Here is a 20,232-nt window from a genome sequence, read left to right on the forward strand (position 1 = left end):
TTTCGGCGTACTAGAGTACGTCGTAATGATATAAATTTTGTGGCAACAACGCAGATGAAGAGTTTTTACGACGCCATCAGGAAATGGTAATTGTCATATTGTTGTTTGGCAACGATAATATGAGCAGGCCGAGAGCGAAAAAAAGCCCCTGACTGTGCGGCAACGACAGTCAGGGGCTCAAGCGGACATGCTTTATTGCTGTTTTGCTGGCGGTGTCTCTTGCGGAACCTCTGTGCTTTGCTGTGTTGCTTTTTCGGCATTGAGCAGTTGCTGGGTAGCGTTGACCAGCTGTTTGGTTGCCAGCACCATGTCATTGGTGGTGTCGATCATTCTCTGCAGGGCGGCAGCGAGATCTTGTGTTTTTTCGGTGGGTTCGGTTGCACCTGGCGTGGCCTGCCAATGTGGTTTCAGGCAGGGTGCATTTTCCGGAATATCCTTCAAGGCCATCATTTTTCCACAAGGCATAACCACCTGTTCGGCTTCAATAGCCGGCTCGCCAGGGGCTTGCTCGACAACTTCAGCCGGTTGCTCAACAACTTCAGCCGGTTGCTCAACAACTTCAGCCGGTTGCTGCGTGGCTTCAACACCTGCTGCAGGTTCTGCGGGGACAGCTGCATGCTGTTCAGCAGGGGCAGGGGCAACCGTCTCCTGTGGCTGGTCGGGGACGGCCACCATTTCACTTTGCGGAGCATGTTCCACGGCCGCAGGGGTTGTCTGTTCGTGGCTTTCCGTGGCCTTCTCCGGGCTGTCGGGACTGCAGCCATAAATAACAAGATAGAGGGCAATTAGAACAATAAAAGCGTACTTCATTGATTTTTCTCCTATTAAAAAATTGATGTCTGGCGGGATACCATTTTCCCTGAGATAACAAAGACTAACATCTATTCCATTGGTACACCAAGGTCAAATACTAACATAGTTTAATGACTCTTTTTACTTTTTTTGCAGCCTTGTAGGTTATTTTGCAATCATTTTCTGGTTTTTTCTTAAGAAGAGCTGTTATTTCGGCAAGATCAGGCGCAACTCTTTTCGGTCTCCTGATAGTTTTCGGCCATGGCGGTAATTTCATCCTGCAGCCGTTTGATCAGTGCGGGCGGCGAGAGCACCTGGGCCATGGCCCCATACTGCAGGATCTTCATGACCAGCTCACGGTCATCGCTGACCGGAAGCCGTAACAGCAGGCCTTCTTCCAGCAGCTCCGTCTCCTGCTCCTTGTGCCAGCGCTGGTTTTTTACCAGTTCGGCGGCTGTCGAGGTAAAGAGAATTTCGGCGGTATACTTTGCCTTTCCCTGGAAAATGCCAAACGACAGGCCAAGTGTCGTCCAGTCACGAGAAATACCCTCGGGAATGTGCGTATCGCTCAGTTCGGCCCGCTCTATTCGGCCAATATGAAAAAGGCGGTTTTCCTGGCGCAGGAAGCAAAAGGCAGAGACATACCAGCGGCCCTGGTAGTTGATGATCTGCAAAGGGGCAACGTTTCGCGTGCTGGTTTCTCCGCCGATGGAGCGGTACTGCAGAACCAGCAGCCGCTTCTTGACGACGGCTTCGATGATGATCTCGAAAATGCGGTGATCAATCGATTCGATCTCGATCCACAGACAATGCAGGGCGTCAACAACCGTACGATAATCGGCGGAAATCATCGTCGACAGCCGTTGCTCCAGCTGTTTGACCTCCTGCAACGCACCAAGACCGGCCTCATTGGCCAGTTTACCGAGCATGGCCAGAAGAAAAATAATGCGTGGACTCTCTTCAAAAGGCAGCTGAAAGCCATCGCGATAGTAGAAGCCGTTTTTTTTTGCGTTGAAAGCCAGCGGAGCACAGAGTCGATCGCGGAGATAGTTGATGTCGCGCTTTGCGGTTGCCGTCGACATCTCGAAATGATCGGCCAGGGTCCTCGAGTTCGGGTAGCGCCCTGTAAGAATCTCCCGGTGGAAATAAAAAACTCGCTCAAGAACACTCATGGCAGGCCTTACTTGGCATGGCGACGGTGTTTCACCGGAAGGATCTTCAGTTGTTCTCGGTACTTGGCGACAGTTCGCCGGGCAATTTTGATATTCCGCTCGGCAAGTTGCTCCGAGATGGCGTTATCGCTGAGCGGGGCGTCCTTGTCTTCCTCCTGAATCATCTTTCTGATAATGGTCTTGATCGACTCGGAGGCCATGTCGTCTTCGCCTTCCCGAGGTATGGCCGTCGAAAAAAAGTACTTCAGTTCGAAGATGCCCCGGGGCGTATGGACATATTTATTGGACGTGACACGGCTGACCGTTGACTCATGCATCTCGATATCTTCGGCGACGTCTTTTAAGATGAGCGGTTTCAGGTACTGGGCGCCCCGTTCGAAAAAATCCATCTGGAAGCGCAGGATGGACTCCATGACCTTGACGATGGTCCGTTGCCGCTGGTAGAGGGATTTGATAAACCAGTCGGCATTTTTCAGTTTTTCGCTGATGTACTGGCGTGACTCTTTCTCCAGCGTTTTATCGTTTTGCAGCAGATCCTGGTACAGCGACGACAGTTTCAGCTGCGGCAGGTCGTCGTCATTGAGGCGAATAACATATTCGCCGTCAAATTTTCGCACATAGACATCGGGAACGACATAGTTGGTCTCTTCGGTGGCATAGGACAGTCCGGGAAAAGGGGTCAACTCGCTGACAATGAAGTTGATGGCCCGTTCAATTTCCGGTTTTTTCCGGCCGGTTGCCCGGGAGAGTGCTTTGTAGTTGCGGGTCTCAAGAAGCGGCAGGTGGTCGCGGACGATTTCCGCGGCGAGGGATTTACCTTTTCCCAGGCGTTCGAGCTGAAGATAGAGCGACTCGCTGACATTCCGTGCGGCAATACCGGGTGGATCAAGTTCCTGAATCACTTCGAGGATGTACTCCGCATCGTCCGGTTCGCAGCCGGTTTCTTCGACAACCCTGGCAATATCGACCTCAAGGAAACCGTATCTGTTCAGGTTGCCGATAAAGAACAGCGCTATTTCCCACTCCTTCTCGTCGAGTTCGCTGTGGGCGAGCTGCCATTGCAGATAGGCCAGCAGACCGGGTTTTTCCGAGATGAATTCAAACTGCGACGGGGCATCGGCGGCAGGGGTTTCGTGGGAGAAGGAAAAGTTGGAATCAAAATTGTTGGCGTAATCATCCCAGTTGGTCTCGACCAGGTTGTCATCGACCTTCAACCGTTCGGTTACCTCGGATTCCGGCCGGATGCCGGTATCTTCCACCGTTGAAGAGAGCGACATCGGGTTGTCGATGACCTCCGGCGGTGAGAAATCCTCCTCAAGTGCCGGGTTTTGCTCAATTTCCGCCTGCAGGGCGTCAGAAAGTTCAAGCCTGTTCAGCTGAAGTAGTTTTATGGCCTGACGCAACTGCTGCGTCATAACCAGTTTCTGCGAAAGCTTGAGCTGTTGTCTGAGTTCGAGGGCCATAGAAAATCACATGTGAAAATTTTCACCGAGATACATTTTTCGTGCAACTTCACTCTCAATAATGTCGTCGGCGACTCCACTGGTGAGAACTTGTCCAGAATTCATAATATAGGCAAAATCACAAACTTGTAAAGTTTCTCTTACATTGTGGTCGGAGATTAAAACCCCTAGTCCCTTTGCTTTGAGATTAAAGATTATTTTCTGCAGATCGTGCACCGCCAGCGGGTCGATACCGGCAAAAGGTTCGTCCAGCAGAATAAATTTTGGCCGGGTGGACAGGGCGCGCATGATTTCCACCCGGCGCCGTTCCCCTCCGGACAGAGCATGGCCTTTGTTGTTTCGGAGATATTCAATGTTCAGGTCGGCCATCAACTCGTCGATTCGGTTGTTAATTTCGTTTTTCGACAGTCCCAGCGGTTCAAGGATGATCCGAACGTTTTCCTCCACCGTCAGCTTTTTGAACACCGAAGGTTCCTGGGCCAGGTAGGTAATCCCCTTCAGGGCCCTTTTGTGGATGGGCAGGTTGGTTATCACCTCTCCACCATAGACGATGTTGCCTTTATCGGGACGGATGAAGCCGGCGATGGAATAAAAGGTCGTCGTCTTCCCGGCGCCGTTTGGGCCAAGCAGGCCGACGACGGAACCGGTCTGCACCTGGAGGCTGACGCCGTCCACCACCGTTCGGGCGCCGTAGCGTTTGACAATATTTTGTGTTTCAAGTGTCGACATGGTGGTGTGTGTTCGGACAGCCTGCCGGCTGCGTGTTATTTCTGGCGGATGGTCATATTGACCCGTGACGGTTTTTTTTCGCCTGCCGCTGTGCCGCCGGTGGTCATAGCCGGTTTGTCACCGCTGACTTCCGAGCGGCCTTCATCGAGATAATAGATGATCTTCTCGCCGCTGACCATATTCTGGTTCTGCCACGCCTTGGCGTCTCCGGTGAGTATAACCTGTCTCTCTTTGGAGAGATAGGTCATTTTTTGCGAGGTCCCCAACCATTCTCCCTTGGTGATTTCCACGTTGCCGAGACAGACAAGTTTTTCTACCTGCTGAGATGCTGTTTTTTCAGTATCTTTGCCCGTTTCATCCTTTTCCAGCTCGGTGTAGTAGACCGTCATTTCATCGGAGCGGATTCTGACGTCGGCCTGCCTGGCATCGACTTCACCGATGAAAACGACCGAACTGGTCTGTTCCGTCGAGGTCATGCTGTTTGCCTCAATATGAATGGGCGCATCCTCTGCGACCAGGGCCACCGGATAAAAAAACAACAGGACTAGAGACAGACAACTGTTGAATATGATAGAAGAACATTTGATAAGTTTCATCAGGACTCTCCACAAATAAAATGATATACTCGGATATATACAGGGGCCTGCCACCGCACCGAGCCCATCGTAGCGTAAAGGCGGGAAAATGTAAAGTCATGGTATGCGGGCAGCAGGACAAAGAGTGCTTTACTTACCTCATATGAGCAATTACAATAGCCCCTTATATTTCACGTGGTTCGGCGGCTTAGATAATTGATTTTATATAACAATATAAGGATCGATCAGGAGATCGAAAATGATGCCATGGTAAAAACCGTTGAGGAGAGTATTGAAAAGGCGAACGTTCTTCTTGAAGCCCTCCCCTATATGCAGGAATTCAGGCACAAAACCATTGTCATCAAATATGGCGGGCATGCCATGGTTGATGAACACCTGAAAAAACAGTTTGCCCTGAATGTCATCCTGCTCAAGCAGATCGGTATTAATCCGGTCATCGTACACGGCGGGGGGCCCCAGATCAACAAGCTGCTTGAACGGCTGGGTATCAAGCCCAGTTATGTGCAGGGGATGCGGGTGACCGACGGGGAAACCATGGATGTGGTGGAGATGGTTCTCGTCGGCAAGGTCAATAAGGAGATTGTCGGTCTGATCAATCATTGCGGCGGCAAGGCGGTTGGCCTTTCCGGGCGGGACGGGGATCTGGTCTGTGCCGAAAAGCTGAGGGTGAGCAGTAAAAAAGGTGACGTCCCTCAGCAGGATGCCCCGCCGGAGCTCATCGATCTGGGACGGGTCGGCCAGGTGACCAGGATCAACACCGGCGTACTGCAAAGCCTCTACCAGCAGGATTTTATTCCGGTCATCGCGCCGGTGGGCGTCGGTGATGACGGGCAGGCCTTTAATATCAATGCCGATCTGGTTGCCGGGGCCATTGCCGGCGCCTTGTCGGCGGAAAAGCTGATTCTGTTGACCGATGTTGCCGGCGTAAAGGATAAAAACGGCCACCTGATAACCACCCTGCCGCGTCAGGACCTGGAGGGGCTGATCGATGATGGGACTATCGTCGGCGGCATGATCCCCAAGGTGCGCTGCTGCGAGGATGCGCTGCGGCGCGGGGTGGCCAAGACCTATATCGTTGACGGACGGGTGCAGCATGCAATCCTGCTGGAGATGTTTACTAAACAAGGTGTGGGAACGGAGATTTATTGATGAAGAGCAATAAACAGTTACAAGAACGAGGTGACAAGGTATTCATCGGCACCTACGCTAGATACCCCGCCGCCATGGTCAAGGGTTCCGGCTGTCGACTGACCGATGCCGACGGCAAGGAATATGTCGATTTTATGGCTGGTATCGCCGTGTGCGGCCTTGGCCATGCCCATCCGAAAATAACCGAGGCCATCTGTCGCCAGGCGGGCGAACTGGTGCATGTGTCCAACCTCTATTACACCGAGCCGCAGATCGAGCTGGCCGAGATGATCACCGATAATTCCTTCGGGGAAAAGCTCTTTCTCTGCAACAGCGGCGCCGAGGCCAATGAGGCGGCGATCAAGCTGGCGCGCATTTATTCCGGCGAGGGTCGCTACAAGATCATCAGCCTGTCCGGGTCGTTCCATGGCCGGACCCTGGCCACCGTGGCGGCCACCGGGCAGCTGAAGTTTCATAAGGGCTTTGAGCCGCTTCCCGAAGGCTTCCTGCATGCGCCGTTCGGTGATCTGCAGGCCCTCGAACAGCTGATCGATGGCTCCACCTGCGCCATTCTCTGCGAACCGCTGCAGGGTGAGGGCGGGGTGCGGCCGCTGGCCAAAGAATACCTGCAGGGCATCAAAGTGCTCTGTGAAAAGCATCATCTGCTGCTGATCTTTGACGAAATCCAGACCGGCATGGGGCGGACGGGCACCCTCTTTGCCTATGAACAGCTGAATATCGAGCCGGATATCCTGACCATGGCCAAGGCGCTGGGCAGCGGCCTGCCGATCGGCGCCATGCTGACCACCGCGAAGATCGCCGAAGCCTTTGTCCCCGGTACCCACGCCTCGACTTTCGGAGGCAATCCGGTGGCTTCGGCGGCTGCGGTGGCGACCTTGAAGATCATGCTGGCGGACGGTTTTCTGGCAGGGGTCCGACAGAAGGGGGAGTATTTCCAGGCGCAACTGGGCAAACTCGCTGAACGGTTCCCGGCCATGATCAGCTCCGTACGGGGCATGGGCCTGCTGGTCGGCGCCGTGCTCACCGAACAGGGTGTCGCTCATGGTACGGAGATTGTCAATAAAATGTTCGATCGCGGCTTCCTGATGAACTTTGCCGGCAACGTGGTTCTCAGATTTGTCCCCCCGCTGATCGTGACCAAAGAGGAGATTGACCTGCTGGTGACCACACTCGCCGAGGTGCTGGCCGAGTTTTGACGGTCTGCTCCTCCCGGACCGGAGGAGCAAGAAAAAGGACGGCTGTTGCGGCTTTTAGGGGGAAATGTTTTGCAAATCCCCCCTCTTTTATGTAATGATACCTCCTTTCTCCCCGCTATATGAATAAAGAACGCAGGCATGGGGGAGCTAACCGGCGGGAAATTTTCCCCCCTTTTGTTTTGAGGTGAACAGGGTGCCGAAGCATTTAAGGTCATTACAGGAATTTACCAAAGCAGAGCTGATCGGTTTTATCGACCGGGCAATGGAACTGAAAAAAGAACAGAAAGCCGGCAAGATCCATCGCCAGCTGGACGGCAAGACCATCGGTCTTATCTTCGAAAAACCCTCCACCAGGACCCGCGTCTCCTTTGAGTCGGCGATGTATGGTCTCGGCGGGCAGGTTATTTTTCTGTCCGCCCGCGATACCCAGCTGGCCAGATCTGAGCCGCTGAAGGATATGTCTCGGGTGATGTCCCGTTATGTCGACGGCATGGTGGTCAGAACCTTTGGGCAGGAAGTGGTCGAGGAACTCGCCGATTACGCGACGGTTCCGGTGATAAATGCTCTGACTGATGTGCACCATCCCTGCCAGGTCTTAAGTGACATGATGACCGTCATCGAAAAAAAGGGGCCTCTCGAAACCTTGCATATTGCCTGGGTCGGTGACGGCAACAACATGGCCAATTCCTGGATTCAGGCGGCGGCAGTCATCGGTTTTGAACTGACCCTGGCCTGCCCGGAGGGTTATGAGCCGGATGGCGACATTCTTGCCGCGGCCCGGAAGATTGCCACCAAGCCGATCAATTTGGTCCGTGACCCACAGGAGGCAGTGCGCACCGCCGATGTGATCAATGTCGATGTCTGGGCCTCCATGGGCATGGAAAGCGAGCAGGAAGAACGGCTTCGGGTTTTTTCCGACTATCAGCTCAACAGCGGGTTAATGGCCAAGGCCCCGGCGGAGTGCATCGTCTTACATTGTCTGCCCGCACATCGGGACGAGGAAATAACCGACGAGGTGCTCGAATCGAAGCAGTGCGTGGCCTTTGACCAGGCGGAAAATAAAATGCATCTGCATAAGGCGATACTGGAAATTCTATTAAGTTAATTACATCTAAGAACACCTTGCGGTGTTTACATATTGAGGTTGTGTCATGAGCGTAAAGAAAATTGTCCTCGCCTATTCCGGCGGTCTCGATACATCGGTTATTTTGAAGTGGCTGGCCGAGGAGTACCAATGCTCGGTGATCGCTTATTCCGCTGATATCGGGCAGGAAGAAGACTGGGAAGCCGTCAAGAAAAAAGGTCTGGCCACCGGTGCGAAGAAGGTGATTGTCTCCGATCTGAAAAAAGAATTTGTCGAAGACTATATTTTCCCGGCCTTTCACGCCAATGCCATCTACGAAGGCTCGTATCTGCTGGGTACCTCGCTGGCCAGGCCGCTGATTGCCAAGGAACAGGTGCGCATTGCCCTGGCCGAGGGCGCCGATGCGGTAAGCCACGGTGCGACGGGCAAGGGCAACGATCAGGTCCGTTTTGAGCTGGGCTATATCGGCCTTGCCCCGGAGCTGCAGATTATCGCCCCGTGGAGAACCTGGGATCTCAATTCCCGTCAGAAATTGGTGGATTTTGCCAAAGAGCGTAACATCCCGGTGCCGGTGACCAAGAAAAACCCCTACAGCTGTGACGAAAACCTGCTGCATATCAGCTATGAAGGCGGAATCCTGGAAGATCCCTGGAATGAACCGGATGAGGATATGTTCAAGTGGACCGTCGCTCCGGAAAAGGCCCCGGAGGTCGCCACCTATTTGGAGATCGAATTTGCCAATGGCGATCCGGTCGCGCTGAATGGTGAGAAAGTGGCGCCACTGACGCTGTTTACCAGGCTTAACAAACTGGGTGCAGCCAACGGCATCGGTCGACTCGACCTGGTGGAAAACCGTTTTGTCGGTATGAAATCCCATGGCGTCTATGAGACTCCCGGCGGCACCATCCTGCGTGAGGCCCATCGTGCCCTGGAGACCATTACCCTTGATCGGGAAGTCATGAAGATCAGGGATTCGCTGGTGCCACGCTACGCCGAACTGATCTATAACGGATTCTGGTTCTCGCCGGAGCGCGAGCTGCTGCAGCTGACCGTGGATGCCACGCAGAAAACGGTGAACGGCACCGTGCGGTTGAAGCTCTACAAGGGTAACTGCATTGTCGTTGGCCGCAAATCCGATCAGTCGCTGTACCAGGAAAGTTTTGCCACTTTCGAGGAAGACCAGGTCTACGACCAGGGCGATGCCACCGGTTTCATCCGGCTCAATGGACTGCGGCTGAAGATTAATGCATTGCAGGGGCGATGTAATAAGTAGGACGCCGCCTTGAAATCCGAATTTTTGCGAGTTAAGCAACCATGACTGAAACAAAACAGGGCGGATCGGCAAAGATGTGGGGGGGGCGCTTCAGCGAAGGAACCGCCGCCTCGGTCGAGGCCTTCAGCGCCTCCATCCATTATGACGCCCGGCTGTATAAATACGATATCGCCGGCAGCAAGGCCCACGCGGCGATGCTTGCCGATCATGGCATCCTGACCAGGGAAGAGCTGGCGGCAATAACCGACGGTCTCACGGCAATTGAGCAGGAGATCGAGCAGGGGACCTTCACCTTCAGGCGTGAGCTGGAAGATATTCATATGAATATCGAAAAATCCCTGGTCGAGCGCATTGGACCGGCCGGGGCGAAGCTGCACAGCGCCAGATCGAGAAACGATCAGGTGGCCCTCGACTTCAAAATGTATCTGCGCGACCAGTGTGATTCGCTGATCGACCTGCTCGACACCATCCGCAGGGCCTTTGTCATGCTGGCCAGGAAATATATCGGCCACGTCATGCCGGGCTATACCCATATGCAGCGGGCGCAGCCGGTACAGATAGCCCATCATCTGCTCGCCTATTACGAGATGTTCAGCCGGGATCGGGAGCGGATGGTCGATTGTCGCAAGCGGCTCAATCTCTCGCCGCTCGGCTGCGCGGCCATGGCCGGAACCGGTCTGCCGATTGACCGCGAACAGGTCGCCACGGCCCTTGGTTTTGATGGGGTAACCGCCAATTCCATGGACACCTCCGGCGACCGTGACTATGCCATCGAGTTTACCAGCGACTGCACGATGATCCAGCTCCATCTGTCGCGGTTGTCGGAAGAGCTGGTACTCTGGTCGACGCAGGAGTTTAACTTTGTCGACATCTCCGACAAATTCTGTACCGGTTCGTCGATCATGCCGCAGAAGAAAAATCCGGACATTCCTGAATTGATCCGCGGCAAGAGCGGCCGGGTGGTCGGCAGTCTGATGACCCTTATCACCCTGGTGAAGGGGTTGCCGTTGACCTATAACCGCGATCTCCAGGAAGATAAAGAGCCGGTTTTCGATACCGTCGATACCGTTTCCGCGTCTCTGGCGATTATGGCCGAACTGCTTGAAAATCTACGTTTTAACACCGAGCGGATGGCCGAGGCGACACAGACGGGATGTATGACCGCCACCGATCTGGCCGATTATCTTGTCTTGAAAAATGTCCCATTCCGCGAGGCGCACGGCATTGTCGGCCGGGCTGTTGCCTACTGTCTGGAAAAAGGCCGTGAACTGCCGGATCTGACCCTGGCCGAGCTGGCCGGTTTTTCTCCGGTCATCGGCAAGGATGTCTATGAAGTACTCAGTGTCGAAGGTTCGGTCAACAGCCGCATATCCACTGGCGGCACCGCGCTGCAGCGAGTGCAGGAAGCGGTGGCCGCGGCTGAAACAAGGCTGGGGATCGCCTGATGAACGGCGGCTCTGTGGTGCGGCTCACCGGCCTGTTGCTTCTTGGCCTGTCGCTGCTTTTTTTCAGTGGATGCGGCTATAAGAATGCACCGATACCGCCGCAAAGCGTGGTACCTGTGGCAATTAACGACCTGCGCTCTACGACGGACGAAAAAGGCGTGCAGCTTACCTGGTCGTATCCGGTGAAAACCATTCAAGGTGCGGTGCTCGAGGATATTTCCACCTTTGAACTGTACTGGGCGGAAATACCGCTCGATGACTATTGCCGCAGCTGTCCCGTGCCGTTTGGTGAGCCGATCGAATTGGCTGGCGGTGTCACCTATGACGGCACGATGCGAAGAAAGGGTGTTTACGAATCGTCGCTGCTCCGTTCCGGACATAAATACTTTTACAAGGTCCGTTCGCGCACCAGCTGGTGGGCGGACAGCGCCGACTCCAATATCGTCACCTTTGTCTGGTTTCAGCCGACCGCTGCCCCGGCCGGGCTGACGGCAACGCCTGGCGATCGACAGGTGGCGCTGCAGTGGCAGCCGGTAACCACCTTTAAAGACGGCAGTACCGTTGACATGGTCATGAAATACCAGGTGCTGCGCAAGGTCGGGGGGCAGGATTTCAAGGCACTCGGCGAGCCGATAACGGCAACGGAGTATGTTGATGGTGATGTGCAAAATGGCGTAAAGTATTTTTATACCATCCAGAGTATGATGGTCTTGCAGGATGAATTAGTCAGCGGTGGCATCAGTGAAGAGATGGCGGCAATGCCGATCGACCTGACTCCGCCGGCTGTTCCGACAGGAGTCACGGTCGTGTGGACCGGGGTCGGCATGAAGATTTACTGGGATAAAAACGATGCCGCCGATATCGGCGGGTACAGGGTCTATCGCCGCGCCGCCGACAGCGGCAGTTTTGCACAGGTTGGTGAGGTAGCACCGGAGTATGCCCTTTTTACTGATGCCGGTGCTGACGAAAATGTCCGCTACTATTATGCAGTCACTGCCATCGACCAGGCAACACCGCCAAACGAGAGCAGAAAATCAAAAGAAGCGACAAGCAGGTACTAACCGCAGCACATCGATTGTGGCGTGAAAAGATGCCCTCTAACTGTCATGGAAGCGGTTGGAGGGTTCTGTCGTTCAGGTAGAAATCGTTTGACCGGCTGAAAATAATGCACCGTCGTGAGGTGCCGAGAAAAATAGAAGGAGCGTGAGTGATGGCAATAACCTTTCCCATCGCCTTTGAAAAGATGAGTGGTACCGGCAATGATTTCGTCATCATTGACAACCGGACAGCAGACATCCCGCTTGCCGAACAGGCAGAGTTTGCCCGTAAAATCTGCCGACGAATGTTTTCTGTCGGCGCCGACGGACTTATTCTCATCGAAAAATCGGCACTTGCTGATTTTGCCTGGAATTTTTATAACGCCGACGGTTCGGTTGCCGAAATGTGCGGCAATGGTTCACGATGTGCGGCGCGTTTTGCCTACCGGCATAAGATCGCCGGCCGGAAGATGACCATTGCCACGCTGGCCGGCATAGTCGAGGCGGAGATAAGCCCGGAGGAGGAAGACGTCGTCCGGGTGAAGATGACCAAGCCCTTTGACTTTCGCCTCGATATTTCCCTGCAGATAGGCGATGAAGAACGCCCGGTCGCCTATGTCAATACCGGCGTGCCCCATGCGGTCATTTTTGTCCAGGAAGACGATGTTCCGGTAAAAACATGGGGGCGCAAGGTGCGTTTTCACCAGATCTTTGAACCAAAAGGTGCCAACGCCAATTTCGTCAAACTGTTACCCGACGGCAGGCTCAAGGTGCGGACCTATGAACGTGGTGTCGAGGCCGAGACCATGGCCTGCGGTACCGGCGCCGTCGCCGCAGCCCTCTTCGCCTCCTTGCTCAAGGGTATGGATTCTCCTGTCGAGGTGGTTACCTCCGGCGGAGATGTGTTAACGATATTTTTTGATTTACATGATGGGCCGGTGGCAGAGAACATCTTTCTGCAGGGTCCGACCAGGCTGATTTGTACAGGAAACCTGACCGCTGAAGCGCTGCTCTGATCGATCGTGCAGTTGAACAAAAGTAGAGAGACACTAACCAGGAGGAATCATGGAAAAATTTCATGGAGCGCTTGTTGCAATTATTACCCCGTTTATTGACAACGAATTGGATGAACAGGGACTGATCGATCTTATTGAGTTTCAGATCGACAAGGGGACACACGGCATCGTGCCCTGCGGCACGACCGGCGAATCAGCCACCATCAGCTTTGCCGAACACAAAAGGGTTATCGACCTCACCGTGAAAACGGTTAACGGTCGCGTTCCGGTCGTTGCCGGGACCGGCGGCAACAATACCCTCGAGGCCATCGAACTGACCGAAAGCGCCAAGGATAGCGGGGCCGACGCGGTCTTGTCGGTGGTGCCCTATTACAACAAGCCGAATCAGGAAGGCATGTACCTGCATTTCAGGGAGATTGCCGAGAAAGTTGATATCCCGATGTTTCTCTACAATGTGCCGGGGAGAACGGTGGTCAATATGTTGCCGGAAACCGTCGCCCGGTTGGCGGATGTCGATAATATCATCGGCATTAAGGAAGCGACCGGCAGCCTGGAGCAGTGCACCGATGTCATCCGTAAGTGTCCCGACGACTTTATCGTTCTGTCCGGTGATGATTTTACCGCCATGCCGACCGCTCTCATTGGCGGGGCAGGGGTCATCTCGGTCATCTCCAACGTCTATCCGCAAGGCATGGCCGAGATGATGGAGGCGGCGCTGGCCGGGGATCTGGTAAAGGCCAATGCCCTGCATTACCGGATGTACGACCTGATGAAGCTGATGTTCTGCAATCCCAATCCGGTTCCGGCCAAAAAGGCGGCGGAGTTGATGGGCAAGATAAAAAGCGGCCTGCCTCGTTTGCCGCTGGCGCCTATCGATACGGCGAGCCTGGAAAAACTGAAGGCAGCCTTGGCCGCACTTTCCCTTATTTAGGTTCAGAGTAACCAAGGAGTGGACATGATAAAGGTAATAATCGCCGGTGCAGCCGGCAGGATGGGGCAGCGCGTCGCGTATATGGTCAGCGGCCACCCGCGCCTGGAATTTGCCGCCGCCTTCGAGGCGCCGGGGAACCCGGCCATCGGTAAGGATGCCGGCTTGTTGTCGCTTGGCGTGGAGAATGGCGTGATCATCGGCGAGGGGCTCGAGTCGGTCATCGACCAGGGCGACGTCATCATCGATTTCACCTTCCATAAGGCGACCATGGAATTTGCCCGGACGGCGGCGAAGCATAAAAAAGCCATGGTTATCGGCACCACCGGGCTTTCCGCCGAGAACCTGGCCGAGCTGCGCGAGCTGGCGAAAAACTTCCCCTGTGTCCAGGCTCCGAATATGTCCATCTGCGTCAATGTCCTCTTCAAGCTGGTGAAAAAGACCGCGGCAATTCTTGGTGACGATTACGATATCGAGATCATCGAGGCGCATCATAATAAAAAGAAGGACGCCCCGAGCGGCACGGCACTCAAGCTTGCGGAAATGGCCGCCGAGGGGGTCAATCGTAACCTCGATGACGTGCTGGTCCTTGAGCGCAGCGGCATAATCGGCGAGCGCAAACCAAAGGAGATCGGTATCCAGACCATCAGGGCCGCCGATATCGTCGGCGAGCACACCGTCTATTTTGCCGGTCCGGGAGAGCGCATAGAGCTGGTGCACCGGGCGCACAGCCGCGATCATTTTGCCAAGGGCGCAACCACCGCCGCGGCCTGGATCGTCGACAAGGAATGCGGCGTCTATTCCATGTTCGATGTTCTCGGACTGCAGGATCTCTGATCTTGAAAGCCTTTATCGGCATGGGCTCCAATCTCGGTGACGGCAAGGCGCTTCTGCAGGGAGCCTGGCAGGCTCTGGGCGAGGTCGACGGCATTGTCCTGGACGGACTGTCCAGCCCCTACCTGACCGCGCCGGTCGATATGACCAGTCAGCACTGGTTTACCAATGCGGTCGGCCGCCTGCAGGTGTCGCTGTCGCCTGTCGCGCTGCTCCAGGTCCTGCTGGCCGTCGAGGCTTCCTTTGGTCGAAAGAGAAGCGAGAAAACCGTCGGCTATCAGGATCGCAGTCTGGATCTCGACCTGCTCGCCTACGGCGATGTGGTCATGGATAGTCCTGAGCTGATCCTGCCCCATCCACGCATCGGTGACCGCCTCTTTGTCCTGGCGCCTTTTGCCGAGCTTGAGCCGGATTTTCGCGTCAGTCCTGGTGGGGAAAGCATCGCCGAAAAAAAAAGCCGTCTGCTTGATTATATGGCCACCAACAAAAACAATGTACAGGAAATCATTCGCGGCGCATGGAGTGCATAGCCGCCCTTGCAAAATCAGCAGAAAAATGACATGCTTGATTGAGCGATGGCAGAAGCAATTACCACGAGACAGAAGCGAGAAAGTATTTTGAGTCCGCTACGCATAATCATCATCGCGATCCTGCTGTATATCGCCTTTCGGCTGATAACGGCGGGCCGGACAAAGCCATCGGTTGATCGCAGCCGGCCGAAAAAACCACCCAGGGAGATGCCGGCCAGCGATATTCTGGAAGAAGATCCGGTCTGTAAAAAACTGGTCCCGCGGCAACAGGCGGTGCAGTATGAACATCAAGGAATAACATATTATTTTTGCAGCAAGGAATGCTGCAATACATTTAGAACCACACAAGGAGAAAGTAAATGAAGTTTTTTATCGATACAGCCAATCTCGAAGAAATCAAAACAGGCCTCGAGATGGGCATGGTTGACGGCGTAACCACCAATCCTTCGCTTATCGCCAGGGAGAACATGCCGTTTGAAGAGATTATTACCCAGATCTGTAAACTGGTCGATGGCCCGGTGAGTGCCGAAGTGGTCAGCCTCGATGCTGTCGGGATGCTCGCCGAGGCCAAAGAGCTGGCCAAGATCGCCGACAATATCGTCATCAAGATCCCGATGATTATCGAAGGACTGAAAGCGGTGAAAAAACTTACCGCCGAAGGCATCAAAACCAACGTCACGCTGGTCTTTTCCTCGGCCCAGGCACTTCTGGCCGCCAAGGCGGGCGCCTCTTTTGTCAGCCCCTTTGTCGGGCGGCTTGACGATATCGGCACCCCCAGTATGGATTTGATCAGTGATATCGCCACGGTTTATGACAACTACGGCTATCAGAGCGAGATAATCGTCGCCAGTGTGAGAAATACGCAGCACGTCATGGATGCCGCACTTATCGGGGCGGATATCGCCACCATTCCCTTGAAGGTGATCACCCAGCTGGCCAAGCATCCACTGACCGATATCGGCATGGAACAATTCCTTGCCGATTGGGAAAAACGCACCAAATAGATGGCTGCAACCAGGAACGATACCTTCATACGTGAAGGCCGATCCTTCGGCAGGGAGTATTCAGCCGGACACGAACGGGGCGCCAGCTTCCTCCGTGTCCGGTGCTATCAAGGCTCTCTGCTGCTCTTTATCGCAGTTCTTCTGGCGATACTGTTCCTTCTTGTCGACAGTCGCACCCTGCAGGCGGAAATAATGTATCTCTGCCGCGATCGATCGGGGACGCTGAACTTTACCAATGTGCCGAATGGCTCGGACTGCAAAACATTTATCCTCGAGGTCGGCGGGGGCGGCAGCTTTCCCGGCATTTCCACTGATTACCGATATGGAGACAATACCGTCAGATATGACCGGGAGATACGCAGGGTTGGTGCCATGTATAACGTCGATCCTTCGCTGATCAAGGCAATAATCCACACCGAATCTTATTTTGACTATCAAGCGGTTTCGCGGGCCGGCGCCCAGGGTCTGATGCAGCTCATGCCGGATACGGCGAAAGATCTCCAGGTCTCCAACCCCTTTGATCCCCATGAGAACATAGATGGGGGAACCCGCTATTTCCGCTACCTGCTCGATAGCTTCAACAACGATCTGATCCTTTCCCTGGCGGCGTATAATGCCGGTCCGGGGCTGGTCACGCGCACCGGCGGGGTGCCGAGAATTCCGGAGACCCTGAGCTATATAAACAAGGTTCTCAAACGCTACAAGATATACCAGGCGACATGGTAACCTGTTGTTTGCAGAGGATTTGAGGCATTGATGAATCAACTTTCCAATCTGCCTAATATATTAACAGGTTTCAGATTCGCCCTTATTCCGGTGCTGATCGTGCTGTTCTGCCTGCAACAGACAGTGACGGTGGAACTGGGCAGCTTTATCGTCTTCACCGTTGCCGCCTTGACGGATTTTGTCGATGGCTGGGTGGCAAGACGCTACCATATTGAGACGGTCCTCGGCAAACTGATGGATCCCCTGGCCGACAAGGTGCTCATCCCGTTAGGTAAAATTGCCGCCTGGGTCAGCCTGCTGATCATCTGCCGGGAGATTATCGTTACCGGCCTGCGCGGACTTGCCGCGACCACCGGCAAGGTTGTCTCCGCCGGCTCGGTCGGCAAGATGAAAAGCAACTTCCAGTATTTCGGCCTTGGCTTTCTGCTCTTTCCGTTAAACGTGCTGCCGGTTCCCTACCAGCATGAAATAGGCAGGGGGCTGATTTATCTTTCCCTCTTTCTCGCCCTCTGGTCGGCGGCAGTCTATTGCTCCAACCTGCGCGCCGTCTTCCTGGAAACCACACGATAGTCGGAGATTGAGAAGCTTTTACCTTGACGAAAAACAAGAAAGTGGGGTATAAACGAACTTCACGCCGGAGTGGTGAAACTGGTAGACGCACTGGACTCAAAATCCAGCGAGGGCAACTTCGTGTCGGTTCGATTCCGACCTCCGGCACCAATGCCAAGAAGCTGTAATTCCTAGATATATTGGGGATTACAGCTTTGTTGTTTCTGGCCACCATGCCTTGGTTATTACACTAGGTATCACTTATTTTTCCTACATTTCCTCTTCACTACATTGTAACTCTTCAGTTGAAATTGGAGAATCCGTTGCAAAATCAGCTTGCATTCAGGTTTCCGCCTATCGAAAAATTGTTTTATGAGGTGTGGGTCTAAGGCGGTTGCGGCTCAATTATTGATGCCGCCGATTGTGGCGTATTAGCAAGATGCCATTTACCAAGTCTCAAATGTTTGTATGAAAGTGGCAATCGGGATCTTCGTTTTTTGCGTACAGATATATATTTATCTTATTGATAAAAAAAGATTTTTATATTAACTCCCCTACTGGGCTAGTTGTTTGGTGAATCATAAGCAGACTTTCAGAGGAACAACAGTATGAAAGCATCTGAAGCGAAGATGTTGGAGTTTTTAAAGAAGTCGCCGCAGTTTGTTATCCCGATTTATCAGCGGACATATAGCTGGACGGAGACAGAATGTCGCCAGCTTTGGGATGATATACTTCGCACGGGTAGAGCCGAAGAGGTAACGGCCCACTTTGTCGGCTCAATAGTCTATGTGGAAAAAGGGCTCTACCATGTTATGAGCCAGACACCTCTACTGGTAATTGACGGCCAGCAGCGCCTGACCACCATTATGTTGCTTATTGAGGCACTGGCCCGTGCCCTTGGCGGGGAAGAACCTCTTAGCGGCTTTTCCGCCAAAAAACTTCGCAATTATTACCTTCTTAACCCACTTGAGGATGGTGAGTCCCGCTATAAACTGGTCCTGTCCCAGACAGACAAAGCATCTCTGAAGGCGCTGCTCGACCAACAGGCAAAACCGGCAGAGTTCTCGTTGCGCATAGAGGAAAACTTCAAACTATTCCAGGAATGGATTTCGGGAATACAGGATGATTTGATCTCTCTCTGCAAGGGGCTGGCCAAATTGGTGATCGTTGATATCTCACTCAATCGAGACCAGGATAATCCCCAGCTAATATTTGAAAGCCTTAACTCAACCGGGCGGGAGTTGAGCCAGGCAGATCTCATTCGCAACTTTATTCTGATGGGCTTGGAGCCGCAGTTGCAAACCAAACTCTATGAATTGCACTGGCGCCCCATGGAAGTTCTTTTTGGCCAGGAAGCTTATGCCGCACACTTTGATGGCTTCATGCGTCATTATTTGACGGTGAAAACCGGAGTGCTCCCCAAAGTACGTGAGGTATATGAAGCATTTAAACAATTCGCCCGTTCTCCAAAGGCTGGCGATGTCGAATCCATGGTCAAGGATATTCATACCTTTGCCGGATACTACTGCGCCATAGCGCTTGGCGGCGAGCAGGATCCGCAACTCAAGATTGCCTTCCACGATATCCGGGAATTGAAAGTCGATGTCTCCTTTCCTTTGTTGCTGGAACTCTATCATGATTACTCAACTGGATTAATGACGAAAGAAGAGATACTGCAAGCGGCACGGTTGGTAGAAAGTTATGTGTTTCGCAGAGTGGTATGCGCTATCCCAACCAATTCGATGAACAAGACCTTTGCTACCTTCGGACGGGCCTTGAAGAAGGATCGCTATCTGGAGAGCATTCAGGCACATTTTCTGTTGTTACCTTCTTACCGGCGGTTTCCGAAAGATGAGGAATTCAAAAGGGATCTAAAAACCAGGGACCTCTATAATTTTCGCAGCCGCAGTTACTGGTTGCGCCGTCTGGAAAACCACGGCCGCAAGGAACGGGTGCCGGTGGATCAGTACACAATCGAACATATCCTGCCTCAGAATCCCAAGTTGTCCGGTCAGTGGCAAGCCGATCTTGGCGCGGAATGGCAAAGGGTGCAGGAAACCTGGCTCCATACACTCGGTAATCTGACCCTGTCCGGTTACAACTCTGAATACAGTGATCGGTCATTTGCCGAAAAACGCGACATGTCGGGCGGTTTTGCCCAGAGTCCGCTACTTCTCAATCAAGGCTTAGGGGCACTCAACAGCTGGAATGAAGAGTCCATCTGTGCCCGGGCAGCAAAACTCGCCAACAAGGCCGCAACCGTATGGGCCATGCCTCGGCTGGACGAGGCCACACTTGCAGCCTATAAGCCATCCACCGTGGTTTCCGGCTATACTATCGACGATCATCACCACCTTGCAACTGGCCCCATCCGTGAGCTGTTTGAAGCATTCCGGAAACAGGTGTTGGCCCTTGATCCCTGCGTGAGCGAGGAGTTTCTAAAACTCTACGTTGCCTACAAGGCCGAGACCAATTTCGTCGACGTAGTGCCGCAAGCGAAAAGATTGCGGCTTTCCCTTAATATCTCCTTCCACGAAATTGATGATCCACGTGGACTATGCAAGGATGTATCCGGTCTGGGCCGGTGGGGAAACGGCGATGTAGAGGTCGCACTATCCTCCATTGGTGAGATGCCATATGTGATTGGTCTTGTACGACAATCTTTTGAAAAACAGATGGGCAATGGTACACAGGCCCTGGAACAATAAG

General features: G+C 53.6%; 20 protein-coding genes and 1 tRNA gene. 16 read left to right on the forward strand and 5 right to left on the reverse strand.

Going from position 1 to position 20,232, the window contains the following annotated elements; all coding sequences use genetic code 11:
* Positions 1 to 192 precede the first annotated feature (192 nt).
* From ACYQ8U_RS11610 to lptA, 5 genes are all read right to left on the reverse strand, one after another.
* Entirely contained in the window at positions 193 to 810 is a 618-nt protein-coding gene (locus tag ACYQ8U_RS11610; RefSeq protein ID WP_459945711.1) for a hypothetical protein, read from the reverse strand.
* Positions 811 to 1,013: 203 nt separating this feature from the next.
* On the reverse strand, positions 1,014 to 1,964 hold the full coding sequence (locus tag ACYQ8U_RS11615; protein ID WP_459945712.1) for a helix-turn-helix transcriptional regulator: 951 nt from the start codon (positions 1,962 to 1,964) through the stop codon (positions 1,014 to 1,016).
* Positions 1,965 to 1,972: 8 nt separating this feature from the next.
* Positions 1,973 to 3,427 carry an RNA polymerase factor sigma-54 gene (gene rpoN, locus ACYQ8U_RS11620; RefSeq protein WP_459945713.1) on the reverse strand — a complete coding sequence of 485 codons (1,455 nt, stop codon included), beginning with the start codon at positions 3,425 to 3,427 and terminating at the stop codon, positions 1,973 to 1,975.
* 6 nt (positions 3,428 to 3,433) lie between these two features.
* Complete coding sequence (gene lptB / locus ACYQ8U_RS11625; protein WP_459945714.1) at positions 3,434 to 4,156, reverse strand: LPS export ABC transporter ATP-binding protein; 723 nt, start codon at positions 4,154 to 4,156, stop codon at positions 3,434 to 3,436.
* A 35-nt stretch (positions 4,157 to 4,191) separates the two neighbouring features.
* The gene (lptA, locus tag ACYQ8U_RS11630; RefSeq protein ID WP_459945715.1) at positions 4,192 to 4,752 is read right to left on the reverse strand and encodes a lipopolysaccharide transport periplasmic protein LptA; all 561 of its coding nucleotides are present in this window, start codon (positions 4,750 to 4,752) and stop codon (positions 4,192 to 4,194) included.
* A 246-nt stretch (positions 4,753 to 4,998) separates the two neighbouring features.
* On the opposite strand from lptA, the gene argB reads away from it, so the two are divergent.
* From argB to ACYQ8U_RS11710, 16 genes are all read left to right on the forward strand, one after another.
* Positions 4,999 to 5,901: an acetylglutamate kinase gene (gene argB, locus ACYQ8U_RS11635; protein WP_459945716.1), complete on the forward strand. Its 903-nt coding sequence runs from the start codon at positions 4,999 to 5,001 to the stop codon at positions 5,899 to 5,901.
* Positions 5,901 to 7,097 (forward strand): aspartate aminotransferase family protein, encoded by a 1,197-nt coding sequence (locus ACYQ8U_RS11640; RefSeq protein WP_459945717.1) that lies wholly within the window; start codon positions 5,901 to 5,903, stop codon positions 7,095 to 7,097. The genes argB and ACYQ8U_RS11640 overlap by 1 nt, the downstream gene beginning before the upstream one ends.
* A gap of 193 nt (positions 7,098 to 7,290) precedes the next feature.
* Positions 7,291 to 8,202, forward strand: a complete 912-nt coding sequence (gene argF, locus ACYQ8U_RS11645) for an ornithine carbamoyltransferase (protein WP_459945718.1) — start codon at positions 7,291 to 7,293, stop codon at positions 8,200 to 8,202.
* Positions 8,203 to 8,248: 46 nt separating this feature from the next.
* The gene (locus ACYQ8U_RS11650) at positions 8,249 to 9,454 is read left to right on the forward strand and encodes an argininosuccinate synthase (RefSeq protein WP_459945719.1); all 1,206 of its coding nucleotides are present in this window, start codon (positions 8,249 to 8,251) and stop codon (positions 9,452 to 9,454) included.
* A gap of 41 nt (positions 9,455 to 9,495) precedes the next feature.
* Positions 9,496 to 10,899, forward strand: coding sequence for an argininosuccinate lyase (argH, locus tag ACYQ8U_RS11655; RefSeq protein WP_459945720.1), 1,404 nt, complete (start codon positions 9,496 to 9,498; stop codon positions 10,897 to 10,899).
* The gene (locus tag ACYQ8U_RS11660; protein ID WP_459945721.1) at positions 10,899 to 11,960 is read left to right on the forward strand and encodes a fibronectin type III domain-containing protein; all 1,062 of its coding nucleotides are present in this window, start codon (positions 10,899 to 10,901) and stop codon (positions 11,958 to 11,960) included. Before argH ends, ACYQ8U_RS11660 begins: the two co-directional genes overlap by 1 nt.
* Before the next feature lie 149 nt (positions 11,961 to 12,109).
* The gene (gene dapF, locus ACYQ8U_RS11665) at positions 12,110 to 12,952 is read left to right on the forward strand and encodes a diaminopimelate epimerase (RefSeq protein ID WP_459945722.1); all 843 of its coding nucleotides are present in this window, start codon (positions 12,110 to 12,112) and stop codon (positions 12,950 to 12,952) included.
* A gap of 49 nt (positions 12,953 to 13,001) precedes the next feature.
* A complete protein-coding gene (gene dapA, locus ACYQ8U_RS11670; protein WP_459945723.1) occupies positions 13,002 to 13,883 on the forward strand; it encodes a 4-hydroxy-tetrahydrodipicolinate synthase in 882 nt (293 codons plus the stop codon).
* A gap of 24 nt (positions 13,884 to 13,907) precedes the next feature.
* Positions 13,908 to 14,717: a 4-hydroxy-tetrahydrodipicolinate reductase gene (gene dapB / locus ACYQ8U_RS11675; RefSeq protein ID WP_459945724.1), complete on the forward strand. Its 810-nt coding sequence runs from the start codon at positions 13,908 to 13,910 to the stop codon at positions 14,715 to 14,717.
* Between the two features lie 2 nt (positions 14,718 to 14,719).
* The gene (gene folK, locus ACYQ8U_RS11680; RefSeq protein ID WP_459945725.1) at positions 14,720 to 15,244 is read left to right on the forward strand and encodes a 2-amino-4-hydroxy-6-hydroxymethyldihydropteridine diphosphokinase; all 525 of its coding nucleotides are present in this window, start codon (positions 14,720 to 14,722) and stop codon (positions 15,242 to 15,244) included.
* Positions 15,245 to 15,331: 87 nt separating this feature from the next.
* Entirely contained in the window at positions 15,332 to 15,607 is a 276-nt protein-coding gene (locus ACYQ8U_RS11685; RefSeq protein ID WP_459945726.1) for a YHS domain-containing protein, read from the forward strand.
* Complete coding sequence (gene fsa, locus ACYQ8U_RS11690; protein WP_459945727.1) at positions 15,604 to 16,248, forward strand: fructose-6-phosphate aldolase; 645 nt, start codon at positions 15,604 to 15,606, stop codon at positions 16,246 to 16,248. Before ACYQ8U_RS11685 ends, fsa begins: the two co-directional genes overlap by 4 nt.
* Positions 16,249 to 16,974 (forward strand): lytic transglycosylase domain-containing protein, encoded by a 726-nt coding sequence (locus ACYQ8U_RS11695; protein WP_459945728.1) that lies wholly within the window; start codon positions 16,249 to 16,251, stop codon positions 16,972 to 16,974.
* Between the two features lie 30 nt (positions 16,975 to 17,004).
* Entirely contained in the window at positions 17,005 to 17,544 is a 540-nt protein-coding gene (gene pgsA / locus ACYQ8U_RS11700) for a CDP-diacylglycerol--glycerol-3-phosphate 3-phosphatidyltransferase (protein ID WP_459945729.1), read from the forward strand.
* A 63-nt stretch (positions 17,545 to 17,607) separates the two neighbouring features.
* Positions 17,608 to 17,694 (forward strand) — tRNA-Leu (locus ACYQ8U_RS11705).
* Between the two features lie 437 nt (positions 17,695 to 18,131).
* A complete protein-coding gene (locus ACYQ8U_RS11710) occupies positions 18,132 to 20,231 on the forward strand; it encodes a GmrSD restriction endonuclease domain-containing protein (protein ID WP_459945730.1) in 2,100 nt (699 codons plus the stop codon).
* Position 20,232 lies beyond the last annotated feature (1 nt).

The sequence above is a fragment of the Desulfocastanea catecholica genome (genome assembly GCF_054657295.1).